17 protein-coding genes are annotated in these 18,320 nt (G+C 72.9%); 9 read left to right on the forward strand and 8 right to left on the reverse strand.

Going from position 1 to position 18,320, the window contains the following annotated elements:
- Positions 1 to 14 precede the first annotated feature (14 nt).
- From IEZ31_RS37360 to IEZ31_RS37385, 6 genes are all read left to right on the forward strand, one after another.
- The gene (locus IEZ31_RS37360; RefSeq protein WP_190254817.1) at positions 15 to 1,001 is read left to right on the forward strand and encodes a CAP domain-containing protein; all 987 of its coding nucleotides are present in this window, start codon (positions 15 to 17) and stop codon (positions 999 to 1,001) included.
- A 188-nt stretch (positions 1,002 to 1,189) separates the two neighbouring features.
- On the forward strand, positions 1,190 to 2,050 hold the full coding sequence (locus tag IEZ31_RS37365; RefSeq protein WP_190254818.1) for a DUF4397 domain-containing protein: 861 nt from the start codon (positions 1,190 to 1,192) through the stop codon (positions 2,048 to 2,050).
- 9 nt (positions 2,051 to 2,059) lie between these two features.
- Complete coding sequence (locus tag IEZ31_RS37370; protein ID WP_190254819.1) at positions 2,060 to 2,728, forward strand: class F sortase; 669 nt, start codon at positions 2,060 to 2,062, stop codon at positions 2,726 to 2,728.
- 313 nt (positions 2,729 to 3,041) lie between these two features.
- Positions 3,042 to 3,689 (forward strand): hypothetical protein, encoded by a 648-nt coding sequence (locus IEZ31_RS37375; protein WP_190254820.1) that lies wholly within the window; start codon positions 3,042 to 3,044, stop codon positions 3,687 to 3,689.
- The gene (locus IEZ31_RS37380; RefSeq protein WP_190254821.1) at positions 3,689 to 4,354 is read left to right on the forward strand and encodes a hypothetical protein; all 666 of its coding nucleotides are present in this window, start codon (positions 3,689 to 3,691) and stop codon (positions 4,352 to 4,354) included. Before IEZ31_RS37375 ends, IEZ31_RS37380 begins: the two co-directional genes overlap by 1 nt.
- Positions 4,351 to 5,241: a hypothetical protein gene (locus IEZ31_RS37385; RefSeq protein WP_190254822.1), complete on the forward strand. Its 891-nt coding sequence runs from the start codon at positions 4,351 to 4,353 to the stop codon at positions 5,239 to 5,241. Before IEZ31_RS37380 ends, IEZ31_RS37385 begins: the two co-directional genes overlap by 4 nt.
- 4 nt (positions 5,242 to 5,245) lie before the next feature.
- Here IEZ31_RS37385 and IEZ31_RS37390 read toward each other — a convergent pair whose 3' ends face one another.
- Positions 5,246 to 7,819: a hypothetical protein gene (locus tag IEZ31_RS37390; protein ID WP_190254823.1), complete on the reverse strand. Its 2,574-nt coding sequence runs from the start codon at positions 7,817 to 7,819 to the stop codon at positions 5,246 to 5,248.
- 71 nt (positions 7,820 to 7,890) lie between these two features.
- Between IEZ31_RS37390 and IEZ31_RS37395 the strand changes: the two genes are divergently transcribed.
- Positions 7,891 to 9,264 carry a dienelactone hydrolase family protein gene (locus tag IEZ31_RS37395; RefSeq protein ID WP_229836236.1) on the forward strand — a complete coding sequence of 458 codons (1,374 nt, stop codon included), beginning with the start codon at positions 7,891 to 7,893 and terminating at the stop codon, positions 9,262 to 9,264.
- Between the two features lie 9 nt (positions 9,265 to 9,273).
- Here IEZ31_RS37395 and IEZ31_RS37400 read toward each other — a convergent pair whose 3' ends face one another.
- A complete protein-coding gene (locus IEZ31_RS37400) occupies positions 9,274 to 9,705 on the reverse strand; it encodes an SsgA family sporulation/cell division regulator (RefSeq protein ID WP_033356715.1) in 432 nt (143 codons plus the stop codon).
- Positions 9,706 to 10,103: 398 nt separating this feature from the next.
- Here IEZ31_RS37400 and IEZ31_RS37405 point away from each other — a divergent pair, with 398 nt between their 5' ends.
- Complete coding sequence (locus IEZ31_RS37405) at positions 10,104 to 10,487, forward strand: TIGR02611 family protein (RefSeq protein WP_190254825.1); 384 nt, start codon at positions 10,104 to 10,106, stop codon at positions 10,485 to 10,487.
- A gap of 355 nt (positions 10,488 to 10,842) precedes the next feature.
- The gene (locus tag IEZ31_RS37410; protein ID WP_190254826.1) at positions 10,843 to 11,199 is read left to right on the forward strand and encodes a histone-like nucleoid-structuring protein Lsr2; all 357 of its coding nucleotides are present in this window, start codon (positions 10,843 to 10,845) and stop codon (positions 11,197 to 11,199) included.
- Between the two features lie 347 nt (positions 11,200 to 11,546).
- Here the strand turns inward: IEZ31_RS37410 and IEZ31_RS37415 are convergent, their stop codons facing one another.
- The 6 genes from IEZ31_RS37415 to IEZ31_RS37440 form a co-directional block, all read right to left on the reverse strand.
- The gene (locus IEZ31_RS37415) at positions 11,547 to 12,473 is read right to left on the reverse strand and encodes a LacI family DNA-binding transcriptional regulator (protein ID WP_190254827.1); all 927 of its coding nucleotides are present in this window, start codon (positions 12,471 to 12,473) and stop codon (positions 11,547 to 11,549) included.
- Between the two features lie 99 nt (positions 12,474 to 12,572).
- The gene (locus tag IEZ31_RS37420; RefSeq protein WP_190254828.1) at positions 12,573 to 13,397 is read right to left on the reverse strand and encodes a carbohydrate ABC transporter permease; all 825 of its coding nucleotides are present in this window, start codon (positions 13,395 to 13,397) and stop codon (positions 12,573 to 12,575) included.
- Complete coding sequence (locus IEZ31_RS37425; RefSeq protein ID WP_229836225.1) at positions 13,387 to 14,271, reverse strand: carbohydrate ABC transporter permease; 885 nt, start codon at positions 14,269 to 14,271, stop codon at positions 13,387 to 13,389. The genes IEZ31_RS37420 and IEZ31_RS37425 overlap by 11 nt, the downstream gene beginning before the upstream one ends.
- Positions 14,268 to 15,545, reverse strand: a complete 1,278-nt coding sequence (locus IEZ31_RS37430) for an ABC transporter substrate-binding protein (protein ID WP_190254829.1) — start codon at positions 15,543 to 15,545, stop codon at positions 14,268 to 14,270. Before IEZ31_RS37430 ends, IEZ31_RS37425 begins: the two co-directional genes overlap by 4 nt.
- Before the next feature lie 26 nt (positions 15,546 to 15,571).
- Positions 15,572 to 17,140: an FAD-dependent oxidoreductase gene (locus tag IEZ31_RS37435; RefSeq protein WP_190254862.1), complete on the reverse strand. Its 1,569-nt coding sequence runs from the start codon at positions 17,138 to 17,140 to the stop codon at positions 15,572 to 15,574.
- Positions 17,141 to 17,162: 22 nt separating this feature from the next.
- Positions 17,163 to 18,152 carry a LacI family DNA-binding transcriptional regulator gene (locus IEZ31_RS37440; RefSeq protein ID WP_229836226.1) on the reverse strand — a complete coding sequence of 330 codons (990 nt, stop codon included), beginning with the start codon at positions 18,150 to 18,152 and terminating at the stop codon, positions 17,163 to 17,165.
- Between the last annotated feature and the right edge of the window lie 168 nt (positions 18,153 to 18,320).

Consider the following 18,320-nt stretch of genomic DNA (forward strand, 5'->3'; position numbering starts at 1 on the left):
TTTGGAGGAGCCCGGTGTCAGCGTTCGGCGACGATCGTCCGGACCAGTACCAGCCCTACGCGCCGTACGGCGCCGCCGGCCACGACTCGGCTCCCGGCTACGGCGACTACCGCGACCAGGGCTACCGCGACCAAGGCTACGGCGACCAGGGCTACGGCGACGCGCGCTATCGCGACCCGGGCCAGAACGACCCGCGCTACGGCGATCCGCGCTACGGCGACGCCGGCCACGGCGGCTTCGGCTCGGGCTACGGCCCCGGTCCGTACGGCGCCGAGGAGGAGCACGCCCCCCGGCATCGCAAGACCTCCCGCCTGGTCCTCGCCGTCGGCGCCGGCGTGCTCGCCCTGCTCGTCGTGGGCGCCGCCGCGTTCGGCGGCTCGGTCCTGCTCGGCGGCTCCGGCAAGGACTCGGGCAACCCGTCCGCGCTGGCCGGCGCCGCCTCGTCGGCCTCCGCCGGCGACCCGTCGCCGGGCGAGGCGGGCAGCATGTCCGCCGCCCCGACCGAGGGCGCCACCGCCTCGGCCGCCCCCAGCTCGGCGGCGCCGGCCGCGACGAAGACGACCCCGCCGGCCAAGCCGAAGACCACCGCCCCGGCGGCCTCCGGCAACGGCTTCTCCGCCGAGGAGGCCGAGGTCCTCGCGATCGTCAACGCGGAGCGGGCCAAGGCCGGCTGCAAGCCGCTCGCGTTCAACGCGAAGCTGGCCGCGGCCGCGGGCAAGCACTCGCAGGACATGTACCAGCGCAAGTACTTCTCGCACACGACCCCCGAGGGGGTGGACTTCGCCAAGCGGATCTCGAACGAGGGGTACAAGTGGTCGGGCGCGGCGGAGAACATCGCGATGGGCCAGGATTCACCCGAGAAGGTGATGCAGGCCTGGATGAACAGTGAGGGGCACCGCGCCAACATCCTCAACTGCGGGCTCAAGGACCTCGGCGTCGGCGCGTACCACGTCACCGGCAAGCCCTGGTACTGGACGCAGGACTTCGGCTCTCCTCGATAGGGCTGCGCGGTCCGGCACCGTACACCTGGCCGACCGAGTGGGTGGCGCGTTGCTCAACGACGTGCCAGACTCACCGCGGTCAGTGCTTACGGTGCCCGCGGGGATTACTCACGTCACTTCCTCTACGCGGGTGCGCACCACCCGCAACTCCACATCGAGCTCAGCACCTCGATCAAGGGGAAGAGAACGTGACCGTTGTACCCCGGCGACGGCGGCTGGCGGCGCTCGTCGCCGCGACCCTCCTGGGCCTAGGGCTGACCCTGGCCGACGCCTCCCCGGCGTCGGCCGCCGGCGTCGGCTACGTCCGGCTGGCCCACCTCTCGCCCGACACACCCGCCGTCGACGTGTACCTCAGCTCCGTGACCGGCGCGGTGCCCCAGCAGAAGTTCCCGGCCGTCGGCTACGGCGTCGTCTCGAAGTACCTGGCCCTGCCGCCGGGCACCTACGCCGTGGCGATGCGCTCGCCCGGCGCTCCGGCCGACAGCGCGCCCGTCCTCAGCACCCAGGCCACCGTCGAGGAGGGCAAGGCCTACACGGTGGCCGGCGTCGGCAAGTACGCCGACCTCGGCCTGCGCGTCATCCCCGACGACCTCGGCGCGCCCGACGGCGGCAAGGCCAAGGTGCGGGTCGTCCAGGCGTCGGTGAAGCACCCCGTGCTCGACGTCGCCGTCAGCGGCGGCTCGACGATCGCCTCGGGCGTGCAGTTCGCGACCACCACCGGCTACCAGACCGTCGACCCGGGCCGCTTCGCGCTGAAGCTCTCCGCTCCGGGCGGCGCCTCGGCGGCGACGGTGAGCGCCTCGCTCAAGGCCGGGGCGGTGTACTCGCTGATCGTCATCGACGGCAAGCAGGGCCTCACCGCGGAGCTGCGCACCGACGTGCCGAGCGCGGGCGCCGCGCCGGCCGGCGGCGTGGACACCGGCGGCGGTGGCACGGCGGACGAGCGGGACGGCGGCCTGCCCTGGCTGCCGATCGGCGCGGCCGCGGCCCTGCTCCTGGCCGTGCCCGGCGGGCTGCTCGTGCGCACCCGGATGCGGGCGCGCGCCTAGGCTGCACCCATGCGCGCGTCGGACGGGCGGGTGGTCAGGCATCGGAGGTACCGCCTGACCCCCGCCCGCCGTCGTGCCGCGGCCCTCGTGCTCAGCGTGCTGGCCCTCGCCGCCCCGGTCTACGCCGGCACCGCGGCCCTCGTCGGCCGCCGCGTCGAGGCCGCCGCGGGCGAGTCGACCTGGATCGTCCCCAACCGCATCGACCTGCCGGCGGACGCCGCGACGGACGCCGCGGGGGCGGGCCCGCCGCCGAGCCGGCTGCGCATCGGGGCGCTGGGCGTGGACACCGCGCTGGAGTCGCTGACGATGGACGCGGCCGGGGTCCTGGCCTCGCCGAAGGCGTACGGGGAGGCGGGCTGGTTCGCGCAGGGCACGATGCCCGGCGACCCGGGCCCGGCGGTGCTGGCCGGGCACGTCGACTCGAAGACCGGCCCGGCGGTGTTCTACAAGCTGCACGAGCTGAAGGCCGGCGACAAGGTGCTCGTCCTGCGCGGCGACGCCTGGCTGGCCTTCAGCGTGACCGCGGTCGAGCACTACGCGAAGGCGCACTTCCCGACCCAGCGGGTCTACGGGCCGACGCCCGTGGCGGAGCTGCGGCTCATCACCTGTGGCGGGGCGTTCGACTCGGCCCGCCACTCGTACCGTGACAACGTCGTCGTCTACGCGGTGCTGAGCTGAGGAGAAGTTTTGGGTCGGTGTGCCAGGTCGCCTCGCGGCGATAGGCGCGACACGGCTCCAGCCGAACGGTATTCCGTGAAGGCAGTGTGGTGAGGCCCGGGGACACACAGCACACCGACATGAAAAACAGTAGCGCGCCCGGTCCGCGTCGTCCCGCGATCCCGGCATGGAAGAGATCACAGAGAAAACCGCTCAGTCCGGGATTAGCGCCGACGCCCGCCGGCTCCGCTCGGCGACCGGGCGACCGGGCGACCGGGCGACCGGGCGACGGCACGGGCGCCGGGGGAGTAGCGGTGTCGGTATGCTCACCGGCGTGGCGGACCAAGGGGGAGGGCCGGCCGGGTCGGTGCCGATCGGCCGGTTGCGGGCAACCCTGCTCAACGCCCCGCTGCGCTGGCTGGCCGGCGCCGTGGCCGCCGTCGTGGTCCTGGTCTCCGGCGCCTTCGGCGGCTTCGACAAGGTCGATCCGCACACGTCCGAGATCCCGGAGCTCACGGTCGAGCAGCCGTTCGACGCCGCCGCCTGGAAGGTCACGATCCACTCCGTCCGTGCCCTCGACGAGCTGCCGCCCCTCAAGCACCAGGAGGACAAGGGCTGGCGCTGGATCATCGTGATCGCCACGGTCGAGGTGACCGGCTACGGCGCGAGCACGACGTTCTACGAGGACGCGCTGCAGGTGCGCGGCATCGAGGGCGTGCCGGCCAAGCACGCCGACCGGGTCACCCTGGCCGCCGACGCGACGAACGGCCCGCTGCTGCACCCCGGGGTGCCGGCCCGGCTCGGCTTCTTCTGGGACCAGCGGGCGAGCGCCCCGGTCCCGGCCGAGATCCAGGTCGGCGTCTACGGCATGACCTACGAGGTCGACGAGCTGACCGGCCTGCACGGCTGGTCCCCCGACGAGGCGGACGGCCCGCCCCGGGCCATGCGGGCGCTGCCCGTGAACACCGAGCCGGTGCCCTGATGACCGCGCCCGCCACTGCTCCGGCCGCTGCTCCGGCGGCCGTTCCGGCCGCCGGCCCGGACCCCGCCTCGGGCCGGCACCGCCGGCGTGGCCCGAGCCTCGGCTCGCGCCTGCTGACCGCGCTCCTCGTGCTGGCCACCCTGGTCGGCGGCACGGTCGTCATCCTCACCAAGCGCCAGCCCGACGACGTGCAGCGCCAGTTCTACGTGACCGGCACCGCCGGCCGCCCGGTCACCGCCCGCACCATCACGGTGACGCTGCTCGACGCGACCGGCGCCCTGAAGCTCCGGGGCCCGAAGGCGGTCCTGGAGACCCCGGGCATGTGGGTGACCGTCCGCGTGCGGGTGGTGGCCACGGAGCAGCCGGTCCTGCTGGGCCTGGCCCAGCTGCGCGACGACCGCGACCGGGTGTTCGAGGTCTCGAACCGTCTCGGCCAGCCGCTGGCGGGCGGCCGGACCTTCCAGCCGGGCGTCCCGGTCGAGGGCCCGCTGGTGTTCGAGGTGGCCCGGGACGTCAAGACCCTGACCCTGCTGCTGTCGACGAAGTCGAGCGCGGTGAAGACCTATCTCGAGGCGATCGCGCAGATCGACGTGCCGGCCTCCGTCGACGCCTGGCGCACGGAGGAGCAACCCGTGACGGTCCCGTCGGCCAAGGTCGCCGAATGACGTACCCCGCCCCGCCCGCCGGCCCGTTCCCGCCGGCCGCCCCGGCCTTCGCGCCGACCGGCCAGTTCCCACCTGCCGGCCCGGCGGTCCCGTTCCCGGCTCCCGGCCCGTACGCCACGCCGACCGGTCAGTTCCCACCTGCCGGCCCGGTGGCCCCGTTCCCGGCTCCCGGCCCGTACGCCACGCCGACCGGCCAGTTCCGGCCGCCCGTTCCCGGCCAGTTCCCGCCCGGAGCCGTGCCGCCGCCCATGACGGCCGCGCCCCCGACGGCCGCGCCCCCGTTCCCCGGCCCTCCGGCGCCCGGACCGGCAGCGGTCGCCGGCCCGCCGGGCTGGTGGCGGCGCAACCGCTGGGGCCTCCTGCTGCTCGTCCCGATGCTGGCCGCGGCCCTCCTCGGCCCGTGGTGGGAGGACGGACGCGTGTACCTGTCCGACCCGACGGAGCCCCGCGTCCCGGTCGGGACCGGCGAGGCCGGCTGGGTCGCGTTCGCCGGCGCCCGCATGCGCCTGGAGAAGCTCGCCGACGTCAAGAACGTCGTGGACCGCGACCGCAAGCCACTCGCCGTCGGCGGCGCGGTCGTGTGGGAGGCGACGGTGGCGTACGACGATCCGCAGCAGGAGAACCCCAAGCTGTCCGCCTGCACCGTCTACCTGGAGGACACGACGGGCCGCCGCTTCAGCGACCGCCCCAACGAGCTGTCCCGGGCCAATCTCCCGTCCGGCAGCGGCTGCACCCGCCCGACGACGGCCGGCAGGAGCGCACCCCCGCCGGGCGCCCGCTACCTGAAGACGTACTTCTTCCTGCTCCCGCCGGACGCCACCCCGTCCGCGCTCTGGGTCACCGTGCCGATCGAGAACCCGAACTACGCCCGCCTCCCCCGCCCGTAGCGGCTCAGGGCTCCTCCGGCCACAACACCGGCCCCTCGTCCGGCTGCGGCGCCCGCTGCGCGGGAGGCGCCCAGGGCGCAGCACCAGCCGGCGCGCCGGTGGATGTCGCGGGCGCGGGCGGAGCCGCCGGGGCGTGCGGGGTTCCGGCGTGGACGGGCGCGGCCGGAGCGAGATGGTACGCGGGCGGCTGCGGCACCGGAGGCCCGGCAGGCGGGCGGGGCGGCATCGGTCCGGCGGGCGGGCGGGGCGGCATCGGTCCGGCGGGCGGCGCCGGGGACCCGGCCGGGATGGCCCCCGTCGGCGGCGCGGCCGGCGCGAACCCGGGTTGATGCTGCGGCGGACGGGGCGGCGCCGGGATCGGGACGGGCCGTCCATGCTGCGGCGCGGGTGGCTGCGGCATCGCGGGCGGCGGTGCGGAACCCGGTGCCGGGTACGCGGTGCTGGCTGCCGCGGGCGGCGGATACGCGCCGTGGTGCGGAGGCGCCGAGAACCCTCGCGTCACCGGTGCCGGCGGGGCCGGCGGCTGCGCAGCGACCGGCGCGTACGGACCGGGCGGTTGCACCACGGGCGGCTGCGGCATGGGTGGTCGCGGCGCGGGCAGGTGTGGGGGCCGCGGGGCGGGTGGGGGCGGGGCGGCGTTGGTCAGGCCGAGGAGGACGCCCGGCAGGGTCCGTTCCGCGTCGGAGTCGGTCGAGCCGGAGACCGGTGCCGGCCCGGCGGACCCGGCCGGTTGCGGGGGCTGGTCGGTGAGGCCGAGGAGGACGCCCGGCAGGGTCCGCTCGGCGTCCGAGTCGGTCGAGCCCGAGATCGGGGCCCGGAGCGGGGCGGCACCGGTGTCGACCGTGTCGTCGGAGAGCATGGCCGCATCGAGGGTGTACGCCTGCAGAGCCGGTGCCGGAACACCCGGCGCGAGGTGCGAAGCCGCCGCCGGAAACGGCTCGGCCACCGGGGGTGGAGCAGCCACTGGCGGCGGCCCGCCAACCAGGACCGGCGCGGCAGCAGGAAGAGGCCCGGCAGCAGGAAGCGGCGCGGCAGCAGCGGACGGCGCGGCAGCAGCGGACGGCGCGGCAGCAGCAAACGGGGTGACTGCAGCGAACGGCGCGGCAGCCACCGGAACTGGGACGGCCACCGGCAGCGGCACGGAGACGGGAGCCGGCGGCGGGGGCGGCGCGGTGATGGGAGCGGCCGCCGCCGGCGCCGTCGAGGCGGGCGCCACGGACGGGTCGGCGGGGGCGTCAGCGGGAGGCTCGGGGGCGCGCAGCTCGCGGTCCACGCGCTGGGCCAGGACCAGGCGGTCGATGGCCGCGGTCAGGAGGCAGATCAGCGCCACCTGCTCGATCACCGTCAACAGCGGGTCCGTCATGGCGGCCAGGAAGAACCAGGTGTCCGGGTTGCGCGGGCCGACCGCCAGCCGCACCAGCTCCCACAGCCACGCGGACAGCCCCAGGCGGCGGGTGCCGTCGAAGACCAGCGGGGCGACCAGGAGGTACAGCAGGCAGAACAGCAGCAGCGGGCGCGTGCTGCCGCGGGCCAGGAGGCGCAGGCCGGCCAGCATCGGGCCGAAGCGGTCGCGGAAGCCGGTGGAGGTGCGCGTCGAGACCCAGCCGGTGAAGCCCGTGCGGGGGCGGGCGCGGCGGCCGTCGGCGGGGGAGAGGTCGGGCAGGCGGTGGCCGTAGACGACGGCGCCCACCGTCAGCCAGGCCACCGGAGCCAGGATCACCGTCTCCACGTTGGCGAAGACGGCGCCGACCCACGCCAGCGCCTCGTTCACCGGGAGGCTCAGGTCGCCCAGCCGGCCCACCACGTCGTCCTTCACGCCGACCGACCACGCGATGATGCGGCGGTTGGCGACCCAGCCGAACAGCAGGCCGGGCACGACGGCCAGCGGGATGAGGACGACCATGAGCCAGACCGACTCGAAGTACGCGCCGATGATGCCCAGCCAGCGCGGACCGCGCGGGGGCTGGGACGGGTCGGCGGGCCGCCGCAGGCGCCCGATCGCCCACCGCGCGGCGAACGCCGCCGCGACCACGGCGACGACGACCCACGACAGCTCGACGTCGAAGCGCGACGTCAGGCCGAACATCTCCTGGTCGGGGCCGTCGGTGGTGATGTTCTTCGCGGCGATGTCGAAGTTGTCCGCGACGGTGGCCATGAAGGCCTCGTACCGGTACGAGTTCACCGTGTCGTCGAGGTAGCCCTGCGCGGACCAGACGGCGAGGAACGGGATCAGGACGCTGCCCAGGTGGTCCAGGGCGCTGCGGTGCTCCGTGGCGGCGGCGTGGGCGGCGCGGGCGAACGGCAGGGACGGGCGGACGGCGCGCATCATCAGCACATACGTGCTCAGGACGACCAGTGGGACCAGCATCAGGACCAGGAAGCCGGCGATCGGGTCCAGCTTGCTCGACCGGACGGCGCCCTTGAGGACGAGCCACTGCAGGGCCTGGCCCGCGAACGCCAGCGCGAAGAGCACCGGCCAGTGCCGCCACAGCAGGCGGAACGCGGTCCCGATGAAGCCCACCGCGTCGGACAGGCCTCGGCGCACGGACCGCCGCCCCGCCCCCACGTCCCCCGTCACGCTGCGCAGGCTATCCCGATCGATGCGGTCCCCTCAACGCGGCTGGGACTATGGTCCACGGTGTGCGACGGATGGTGCTCGCCTCGGTGGTGGCCCTGCTCTGCGTGGTCGCCGGCGTGCTCGGGCTGGTGCGCGCCGACGCCGGGATCGTGCGCGAGCAGCGGACCGCCGGTGGGTTGCCGGTCGAGCTGGTCCGGGCCGACGGCGCGACCGGGAGGCTTCCCGGGGTCGTGGTCGTGCACGGGTACGCCGGGAGCGCCCGGCTCATGCGCGGGTTCGCCGACACGCTCGCGCGGCGCGGCTACGTGGTCGCGCTGCCCGACCTGACGGGCCACGGCGCCAACCCGCACCACCTGCCGCAGGAGGGCGCCGCCTGGGACGCCGCCATCCAGCGCGACCTGCGGACGGCGGTCGACCTGCTGCGGTCGTCGCCGCTGGTCGACCCGGACCGCATCGCGCTCGTCGGGCACTCGATGGGGGCCGGCGCGGTCGCCGAGTTCGCGGCGCACGACCCGGCGATCCGCGACACCGTCGCGATCTCGCTCGGCGCCGAGGGCTTCGGCCGGCCGCAGCGGCTGCTGGTGATCTACGGCGGGCTGGAGTTCCCCGGGTTCCGGACCGCCGCACAGGACGCGCTGCGTGCCGGGGCCGCGCAGCAGGTCGTCGAGGTGCCCGGCGTCGAGCACATCTCGGTGCTGTTCTCCGGGCGCACCCACGAGGAGACCGCGGAGTGGCTCGGCGCCGCCCCGGGCGCGGTCCATCCCCGCGACCGCGTCGTGCCGGGCGCGCTGCTGCTGCTCGGCGCGATCCTCGGCCTGCTGCCACTGGCGCGGGTCGTCAGCCGCCGGACGCCGGACGCGCGGGCGCCGGCCGCCTGGTGGTGGGCAGGGGCGGCGGTGCCCGTCGCCGCGCTCGGCGCGAAGCTGGCCGGACCGCTGCCGCTCGCCGTCGGCAACTACGCCGCGGGGTACTTCCTGATCATCGGCCTGGTCCTGACCGCGGCCGGCCGCCGGCGCCCCCGGTTCGAGCGGGTGCCGGCGACCGGCCTGGTGCTGGTCGGGTACGCCGTCGCCGCCGTGGCGGTGCCGATCCACCTCGCGCTCACGAACGCGTGGCCGGTCGGCGACCGCTGGTGGCTGCTGCCCGTGGTGACGCTGTGCTGCGCCGTGTTCCTCTTCGGCGCCGAGTCCGCGTCCGGGGGATGCGTCGGGCGCCACGCGCTGATCCTCGCGCTGGCCGCCTGCGGTCTGCTGGCGGCGGCGGTGGTCGGCGTGGCGCCCGGTTTCGTGGTACTGGTGGTGCCGTTGCTGGTCGTACTGCTCGCCTGGCAGGCGGTGTGGGCCGCGGCGCTGCGCCGCCGGGGTGCGCCGGGCTGGCTCGTGGCCGTGGTCGGCGCGGTGGTCCTGGCCTGGCCGCTGGCCACCGCGCTGCCGCTGGCGGCGTGAGCAGCGGGATCAGCGACCGGCCAGCAGCCGGTTGACCGCGTTGTCGACGTCGAGGTGATCGGTCTCGTGACCGCGGGGCACGACGCTGTACGTGCGGCGGAGGAACCGGACCAGCACGCTGCGCGGCACCTCGAACAGTGCGTTGCCGTCCGGCGACGACAGGGCCAGGGCGACGAAGTCGCCCCGCGGGCCGTTCCACGGCCAGACCCGCACGTCGCCGATGCCCGCCGGCTCGTCCAGCCCGGTGAACAGCAGCTCCCGGGCGAAGGACCAGCTCACCGGCTCGCCCCCGGCCGACTCCGCGTGGAACAGCACGTGCACCGCGTACGGGTCGTTCGGGTCGTAGCGCAGGCTGGCTCGCACCGGCAGCGCCGTCGCGTCGGGCGCGACGAGTCGTAGGGATGTCTCGACCTCGACGGTCGATGGTCGGATAGCGCTCATGTCGTACTCCCCCCGGCACCGCTGCGGAGCATGCCGTGCCCCGCCTCTCCTATGTTGAGGCGATTCCCAGTGTTACGCGTAGTGATTCTACGATCTCACTCTGTAGTGTTTCTGGGCCCGATTTGCCGTCAACCGAACACCATGCGTGCGATGTCTGGTTTTCTGGGCGCGACCGGGGTCCTTGACGAGCCGCGTGGGCCGTTCGTCAATTCATTCCGGTAACGTCCAGTGGTCCGTGGGAGTGACGGGTTAAGGAGTGAAGGGAACAGAAAATGCGCGACAGTGAGGTGGACGGGTCGGGCGTTACGCCTGATTCCGGACCGTCCGACGCACGCCCGGGTGACTCCCGGCGTGTCGCTGTCGGCGACGTTCCCGATCCCAGCGGTAAGGACCTCGGTGTGAACACTCCCGCGGCGTGGCGGATGCGCACCGCCCGGCTGCGGGCGCGGCTGCTGCGCTGGCGCCGTCGCCTGCACTCGACGCCGCTCGGCCGGTTGAGCGTCAAGATCGTCGTCGCCGTGCTCGGCACGGTCATCATCGGCGTGGGCGTGGTGCTCCTGCCGCTGCCGGGCCCGGGCTGGGTGATCATCCTGGGCGGCCTGGCGATCCTGTCGATGGAGTTCCACTGGGCCAAGCGCCTGCTGCACTTCACCCGGAAGCAGCTGCTGCGATGGACCAAACTGGTCCGGGACGGCTCGTGGCTGGTGCGGATCGTCTCGGTCGGCGGCCTCCTCCTGGTGGTCGGTGGGGCGTTGCTGCTGTCGTTGCGGATGCTCGCCTGACTCCACAACTGCGATGGTCGGGGTCGCGGGGTGAGTCGAGGCCATCCTGCCGGGGTGGATGATCCGGCGCGGCCCGGGTTCTTTCTGCCGAGCCCGCAATCGCGTGTCGGCTTTACCGATCGTGCGCGTTTGTGTTGTATGCGTTTCGTGACGTGGTGATTTCGACACCGGCGCGCGAGTTGGCTACCGTTGGAGTAATCTCGCCCGGAACGCCGTGTGGCATGTCACCCCGACCTTGTCACCAGTATCTTGTTTGTAACCGAATGATGCGGCCGGTCCGCTCAGCGGCGAGATCCGGATCGGTTCCGTGCACATCGGTTCTGTACACATGGGCACCACCGAGGAAAGGCCACTCATGGCGAAACGCGTCATCCACGAGCTGATCGACGACATCGACGGCAAGCCTGCTGCCGAGAGCATCGTCTTCGCGCTCGACGGCGTGCAGTACGAGATCGACCTGTCCGCCGCCAACGCCGCGAAACTGCGGGACGCGGTGGCACCATTCGTCGCCGCCGCGACGAAGGTCGGGCGGGGTGGCGTCGTCGCCACCGGGCGCGGCCGCGAGGTCCGCGGGCGCAGCGTGACCCGCGGCGACCGCGACCAGAACCGCGCGATCCGGGAGTGGGCCCAGGCGAAGGGCATCGACGTTTCCGACCGCGGCCGGATCAAGCAGGACATCGTCGACCGCTACCACGCCGAGGCCGGCCGGTAGGACCGCCCGGCCGAATGCCGGCCGGAGGGTCACCGGAAATGGCCCGGTGGCCCTTGGCCGGCCCCGCGGGCGACCCGCGCCGCGAAATGCTCCGGCGGCCCAGGCGCGGTGCCGGGGAGCGGGACGGCCGGCGGAAAATGACGCCGGATGATCACCGGCGGCGTCCCGTGAATTACGTGTAGTGGCGACGCCGATCGATTCGAATCGCATACGAAACTCGACGCGCCGCGACCCGGAGTCCGGGCCGCGGCTCGTCGCGCAATATCGGGTTCGGCGGACACCGGCCGGCCGGCTCGCCGTGCCGACCTCGATCTTGCGCGGGCGGTCGTTCCCGCCCCGCGGAATGCTCAGCGTGGGCTCCGCAGCGTTTCGCCCCGGTGCACGGCGCAGGGGAGCAGGCGCTGGACCGGCGGGGCGCCTTCGAGGGCGTCGGTGAGCACGGTGACCGCCTCCCGGCCCATCTCCCGGCGCGGGATCACGATGCGGGTCAGCTCGGGGGCCACCGGCCCGTTCCCGCTGGGCTCGGCGAGGGCTGCCACCGAGAGCCCCGAGCCCAGCAGCGCCACGGCGTCCGCGTACTCCTCGGTGAACACGGCCGTCACCCCGGCCGCGCGGATCGCGCCGAGGTCCGCGCCGGGGAGGTGGACGAAGCCGGGGAAGGCGCGCAGCCGGTCGGCGTGCGACTCGGCCGGGCCGCCGGTGCCGAGGTACCCGATCCGCTCGTGCCCCAGTGCGACCGCCCGCGCGGCCAGCTCGGCCACCGCCGCCGGGTAGCCGGCCCCGACGTACGGCACGCCGGGCGTGTCCCGCCGCCCGACCGACACGAACGCGGAGCCCTCGGCGACGAGCCGCCGCAGGTCCGAGGCGTCGACGTGCCGGCCGAGCAGCACGGTGCCGTCGGCCAGCCCGATCCGGCTGTCCTCGTGGAAGATCCGCCGCCCGCGTCCCGACGTGAACAGCAGCAGGTCGCAGCCGAGCTCCTCGGCCCGCTCCTCGATGCCCACGAGGAAGGGGTGGTAGAAGTCCGCGGTACCGCTGGGAAAGACCGGCTCGTAGGTGAACACGCCGAGGATCCGGTTCCGGCCGGACACCAGCCGCCGGGCCACCGGATCGGCGACGTAACCGGTGCGGCGGATCGCCTCCAGGACCCGCTGCCGGGTCTCGGGCGCGATCCGCACGTCGTCGCCGGTGCGGTTGTTGAGCACGAGGGACACCGTCGCCTGACTGACCCCGGTCATCCGGGCGATGTCCCGCTGCGTCACACGACGGTTCATGCGTCCTCCGCTCCGCTCCGGCCGCACGAGCTCCACGCTGAGCCCATGATGAGTGGCCTCCTCCGCTCCGCTCCGGAACCACTCATGCGGGAAGGTGTATCACCCTTTCAGGCCCGTGTGGGCCAGCCCTTCGACGAACTGGCGTTGCGCGATCACGAAGACGACGAGCACCGGCAGCGCGGTCAGGGAGGCCGCGGCCAGCTGGACGTCCCACATCGGCCCGCCGTAGGCGTCGACGTACTGGGTCAGCGCCTGGGGCAGCGTGAACCTCTCCTTGGTGGACAGGTACACCACCGGCTCCAGGAACAGGTTCCAGCTGGACAGGAACGTGAAGATCCCGACGGCCCCGAGCGCGGGCCGGGCCAGCGGCAGGCCGATCCGCCAGAACGTCGCGAACCGCCCCAGGCCGTCCACGCGGGCCGCCTCCTCCAGCTCCTTGGGGAGCGTCACGAAGTACTGCCGCATGATGAAGGTCGCGAGGACACTCGGCGCGCCGAGGATCGGGACCAGGATCAGCGGCCAGTGCGTGTCGATCAGACCGGCCCGGTTGAACAGCTGGAACAGCGGGACGATCGTCACCTCGCTGGGGATGAGCAGCCCGGTGAGCACCACGACGAACAGCACGTTCTGGCCGGGGAACCTGATCCGGGCGAACGCCCACCCGGACAGCGAGGCGACGGCCATCGTGCCCACCGTCACGATCGCGGCGATGTACAGGCTGTTCCAGTACTGCTGGGCGAACGGCTGCAGCTCGAACACCTCGCGGTAGGCGCCGAACTGCCAGTGCGACGGCAGCAGCTTCGGCGGGTACGCGAAGATCTCGCTCGTCGGCTTGAACGACGACGTGACCATCCACCAGGTCGGGAACACGAACGGGATGCACAGCACGCTGAGCAGGCCGTAGACGACGACCTTACGATTCATGGAAGACCCATCTCTTGCGCAGCTGCCACTGCACCAGCGTCAGCGCCAGGACGATGACGAACAGCAGGATGGCCAGCGTCGAGCCGTAGCCGAAGTGGTGGAACTGGAAGGCCTGCTGGTAGAGGTAGTAGACGAGCACGGTGGTCGAGGTGCCCGGCCCGCCCTGGGTGAGCACGGCGATCTGCGCGAAGACCTGCAGCGAGCCGACGACCGTGATGATCGACGTCAGCAGGATCGTCGGGCTGATCATCGGGATCGTGACGCGGCGGAAGCGGGTCCACGCCGACGCCCCGTCGAGCTGCGCCGCCTCGTGCAGCTCGTGCGGCACCCCCTGCAGCGCGGCCAGGAACAGCACCATGTTCAGGCCCACGTTCTTGAACACCTGCACGGCGACCACCGACACCATCGAGGACGCGCCGTTGCGCAGCCAGTTCGGGCCCTCGACGCCGACCGCGTCCAGGAGGCCGTTGATGCCGCCGTTGGACTGCAGCAGGAAGCCCCACACGATGGTCCACGCGACGAGGGACACCACCACCGGCGAGAAGAAGAGGGTGCGGTACACCGTGAGGCCCCGCAGCTTCTGGTTGAGCAGGACCGCCAGGAGCAGTGCCAGCGACAGGTTGAACACCACCAGCCCGGCCGAGAACAGCCCCGTCGCCCGCAGGACCGCCGGCAGCGAGGGGTCGTCGAGCAGGGCCTGGTAGTTCTCGCCGCCGACGTACTCGAAGCTGTCGGCCAGCACGTTCCACTCATGCAGGCTGTACCACAGCACCAGGCACAGCGGCAGGATCACGAAGATGGCCGAGCCGACCAGCTGGGGGGTGATGAACAGGTACCCCACCAGCCGGTCGGCGGTCCGCTGGCGCAGCGTCACGACTTCGCCAGTTGTGGTGCGATCTTGGAGCAGACGCCGGACAGCACGGCCTTGACGTCGGCCTGCGGCTGCCACAGCGGGTCGAGCGAGGCCCGGACGGTCTGGCTCAGCTCGGCGAAGCCGGCGTGGCTCGGGCCGACCTTGCCCTTGGCGATGCCGTCGACCACGACCTTCTGCAGCTGGTCGGGCTTGAGCAGCGGGTTGGTCTTGGCGAGCGTCTCGGCGGTGAGCTGGCTGGTGCGCGGCGGCGGGAAGTACGCGGCGAGCTTCGCCGAGTTGGCCGGGCTGGTCATGAAGGCGAGGAAGTCCTCGGCCGCGGCCGCGTGCTTGCTCTTCTTGAACACCCCGATGCCGGCCTGGCCGAACACCGCGTACGAGCCGACCTTGCCCTGCGGCAGCGGCACCAGGTCCCAGCCGAAGGTGTTCTTCAGCAGCGACGCCCGGCTGATCTGGGTGATCGTCATGGCGGCGTCGCCGGCGAAGAAGTCGGCGCTCACGCCCGGCCCGGGCAGCGCCTTGTCGGTGAAGACGGCCTTGTGCAGTACCGTCATCGCCTCCACCATCTCGGGCTTGTCGAACCCGCAGGTCTTGCCGTCCGCGCTCCACGCCTCCGCGCCCCAGCCGCCCCAGAAGCTGGCCAGGTTGTTCCACGTCTTGTAGTCGAAGTCGCGGACCACCAGGCCGGCCTTGCCGGACTTGGCGTTGACGGCCGCGCCGAGCTTCAGGGCGTTGTCCCAGTTCCACTGCCCGGCGGCGATGAGCTCGGCCGGCGTCTGCTGCCCGGCCTGCCGCACCAGGTCGGTGTTGACGAACATGCCGAACGGGCTGGTCGAGAACGGGTAGGCGTAGAGCTTGCCCTGCGCCTCCCACAGCTTCCTGGGTCCGGCCGCGATGTCGTCGAACTGGTAGCCGTCGGCCTTCTTCAGCGTGTCGTCCAGCGGCACCAGGGCGCCGGAGCTGACGAAGTCGGGCGCCGAGTTCTCCAGGATCCAGGCCAGGTCGGGCTGGTTGCCGCCGGCGATCTGCGTCGTCAGCGCGGTCGTGTAGGTGTCGAACGGCAGCGAGTCGAACTTGATGTCGGTGACGTTCGAGTGCGTGCTCTTGTACTCGGCGGCGATCTCGTTGAACAGCTTGAGGTGGGCGTCGTTGGCGGTCCAGATCGTCATCCGCAGGCTGACCGGGCCGTCGGCTTCCTTGGGGTCGTCGCCCTTGCCGCAGGCCGACAGGGCGAGGAGCGCGGCGGTGGCGATCGCCGCGGTGGACTTCCAGCGCATGGCGGTTCTCCTTGAGGGGTGTGTGTTCAGTAGCCGGTGACGTCGGGCCAGGCGAGCTCGACGCCGTCTTCGGTGAGTCGGTGCTGGAACGCGCTGAGCCGGGCCTCGTCGTTGCGCACGGCCCGCGGGGTGCTCTTCGTGTCCAGGCAGTACGCGGCGAGGGCGCCGGCGGCCTCGCCGATGTTCCACTCGACGGGGTGCAGCCGGTAACAGCCGTTGGTGATGTGGGTGGTGCCGAGGTTCTTGCTCGCCGGGAGGAGGTTCTCCATCCGGCGCGGGATGAGCGCTCCCAGCGGGATCTGGAACGGGCTGGACGCGACGTCGATGTACGTGTCGCCGCCGGTCGACGGGTGCAGGTCGATGCGGTACATGCCGATGCCGACCGAGTCGGGGTAGGCGACGCTGCCCTTGTCGCCGCGCACGGCGTGGGACAGGTCCTGCTCGACGATCGTGTACTCGGCCTTGATCCGTCGCGACTCGCGGATGTAGGGCGCCTGGGCGAGGCCGTCCCGGCTGCCGGTGATGTCGCCGCGCAGCCGCAGGCCCTTGAAGCCCATGTCGGTCTGGAGCCAGTACAGGACGCTCTTCGACAGTTCCTTCGCGTTCATGATCTGCGTCTCGGAGTCGGGGACGTCGATCACGGGCGCCTCGAAGTAGTCGATCATCGGCCAGTTCACCAGCGTGATGTCGCTGGCGTAGTGGCCGTCCTGGAACAGCTTCCGCGCGGCGATGCGCCGGAACGTCCACAGGTTGCCGTCGCCCGGGTCGAGTCGCTGGTCGGCGCGGACCTTGAGCGGGTCGTCGTCCGGGTTCGGGGTGAAGCCGCGCTCGCCGATCTCCAGCGTGCGCGGGCTGGGGGAGCGGAAGCTCAGCAGCGGGCCGCCCCAGAACGGCGGGGTGTACGCGCGCCAGAAGTCGTAGCTCTGCGGCTTGTCGATGGTGTGGTCCCCGTCGACGTGGTCGATCGCGAAGCACACCGACACGGCCTGCATGTTCATCGGCTGCGCCGCCGCCGGCGCGCTGGGCTCGCCGGTGTCGGACTGCGCCTCGAACCCGGTGACGTACTCGGTCCCGGTCAGCGGCAGCAGCTCGCCGGTCTCGGTGGCGTCGATGACGTAGCGTGCCTGGATGGTGCGCTGCTGATCGCCGTTCGTGACGGTGACCGCGGTTACCTGATCGCCGTCCGTGTCAGCGCTGATCGCCTTGTACGGCTGAAGGATCCGCAGGCGTCCCCCGCTCTGGTACGGCAGGAGCATCGCCTCGATGACCGCCTTCGCCACCGCCGGCTCGTGGCACAGGCGGCTCACCCCGCCGGCCCCCGGGTTGAGGTGGACCCAGCGGCGGGCGGCGTCGGTCAGCGGGTAGTGGCGCCGGTAGTACGCGCGGATCCCGTCGCGCAGCGCGCGGTAGCTCGCCGTCACGCCGAACTGCTCCACCCACGAGTGCTCGTCCGGTGGCACGGCCTGGCTGGTGAGCTGGCCGCCGAGCCAGTCGAACTCCTCGGTGAGCACGACCGACCGGCCGGCCCGCAGCGCCGCCAGGGCCGCCGCGACGCCGCCGAGGCCGCCGCCCACGACGAGGACGTCCGCCGACATCTCCTTCACATGCACTCCTTGATCAATGGTGTACTGCACTCAGGGTTACGCCGTCGACCAGCTCGCACGGCAGCAGCCGCTGCCGCGCCGCGCTCCCGTTGACCAGGGCCGTCAGGTCGTCGGCGGCCTGCCAGCCCATCTCGCGCCGCGGCGTGCGGAACCGGGTCATCTCCCTCGGTGCCGGCGTCGCCGGCTTCCGGGTGGGCTCGCCGAGCGCGACGACCGACACCTCCGGCTTGCCGTGGTGCTCCAGGGCCGCGATCGCCTCGCCGGCGTCGGCCGGCTCCTCCAGCAGGATCGCGGTGAAGTCGCCGCGGACGGCCCGGTCGAGCCGGGTATGGTGGACGCCGCCCACCCCGGTGCTCAGGCACGCCTCGGCGAACCCGCGCAGCCGGTCGGCGTGCGACTCGGCCGGCCCGCCGGTGCCGACGTACGCGAGCCGGCGGTGCCCCATGGCGACGGCCCTGCGCACCAGCGCACCGACCGCGGTCGCGTAGTCCGCGCCCACGTACGGCACCCGCTCGCCGTCCCGCCGCCCGACGCACACGAACGGTTGCCCCTCGGCGACGAGCCGCTCAAGCTCGATTCGGTCGATCGACCGACCGAGGAGGATGCAGCCGTCGGCGAGGCGCATCCGGTTGTCCCCCTCGAACAGCCGCCGCCGCCCGTCCACGACCGGCGTGCTGGTGAACAGCAGCAGGTCGCACCCGAGCTCCTCCGCGCGCTCCTCGATGCCGATGAGGAAGGGGTGGTAGAAGTCGGCGGCCGCGCTGGGGAACACAGGCTCGTACGTGAACACGCCGAGGATCCGGTTGCTGCGATCGGCCAGCCGGCGCCCGACGACGTCGGCCACGTACCCGGTCTCCCGGATGGCGTCGAGCACCCGCTGCCGCGTCTCGGGCGCGATGCGGACCCCGCTGTCGGCCCGGTCGTTCAGCACGAGCGAAACGGTGGCCTGGCTGACCCCGGTCATCCGCGCGATGTCCCGCTGCGTGACCCTCCGCCCGACCATCGTCGCCCCGCCTTCGTTGACTAATGCGTATCAGCACCCGTTGGCGGCAAATCCTGCGCGCTGCCGCACTGCCGGGTCAATGCGCTGGAGGGGATTCGTTACCGTCTTGCGCCGTTGACTAATACGGATTAGCGTCGTCGTGCGCGCGGCTGACGCCCGCGCCGTTCA

The sequence above is a fragment of the Dactylosporangium sucinum genome, assembly GCF_014647515.1.
In the GTDB taxonomy this organism is placed as follows: Bacteria; Actinomycetota; Actinomycetes; order Mycobacteriales; family Micromonosporaceae; genus Dactylosporangium; species Dactylosporangium sucinum.

What these genes read in the sequence shown, in the direction of transcription:
- IEZ31_RS37370 (WP_190254819.1), top strand. Translation starts at nt 2,060, where the DNA reads ATGCGCGCGTCGGACGGGCGGGTGGTCAGGCATCGGAGGTACCGCCTG.
- IEZ31_RS37380 (WP_190254821.1), top strand. Translation starts at nt 3,689, where the DNA reads ATGACCGCGCCCGCCACTGCTCCGGCCGCTGCTCCGGCGGCCGTTCCG.
- IEZ31_RS37385 (WP_190254822.1), top strand. Translation starts at nt 4,351, where the DNA reads ATGACGTACCCCGCCCCGCCCGCCGGCCCGTTCCCGCCGGCCGCCCCG.
- IEZ31_RS37395 (WP_229836236.1), top strand. Translation starts at nt 7,891, where the DNA reads ATGGTGCTCGCCTCGGTGGTGGCCCTGCTCTGCGTGGTCGCCGGCGTG.
- IEZ31_RS37400 (WP_033356715.1), bottom strand. Translation starts at nt 9,705, where the DNA reads ATGAGCGCTATCCGACCATCGACCGTCGAGGTCGAGACATCCCTACGA.
- IEZ31_RS37410 (WP_190254826.1), top strand. Translation starts at nt 10,843, where the DNA reads ATGGCGAAACGCGTCATCCACGAGCTGATCGACGACATCGACGGCAAG.
- IEZ31_RS37415 (WP_190254827.1), bottom strand. Translation starts at nt 12,473, where the DNA reads ATGAACCGTCGTGTGACGCAGCGGGACATCGCCCGGATGACCGGGGTC.
- IEZ31_RS37420 (WP_190254828.1), bottom strand. Translation starts at nt 13,397, where the DNA reads ATGAATCGTAAGGTCGTCGTCTACGGCCTGCTCAGCGTGCTGTGCATC.
- IEZ31_RS37430 (WP_190254829.1), bottom strand. Translation starts at nt 15,545, where the DNA reads ATGCGCTGGAAGTCCACCGCGGCGATCGCCACCGCCGCGCTCCTCGCC.
- IEZ31_RS37435 (WP_190254862.1), bottom strand. Translation starts at nt 17,140, where the DNA reads ATGTCGGCGGACGTCCTCGTCGTGGGCGGCGGCCTCGGCGGCGTCGCG.
- IEZ31_RS37440 (WP_229836226.1), bottom strand. Translation starts at nt 18,152, where the DNA reads ATGGTCGGGCGGAGGGTCACGCAGCGGGACATCGCGCGGATGACCGGG.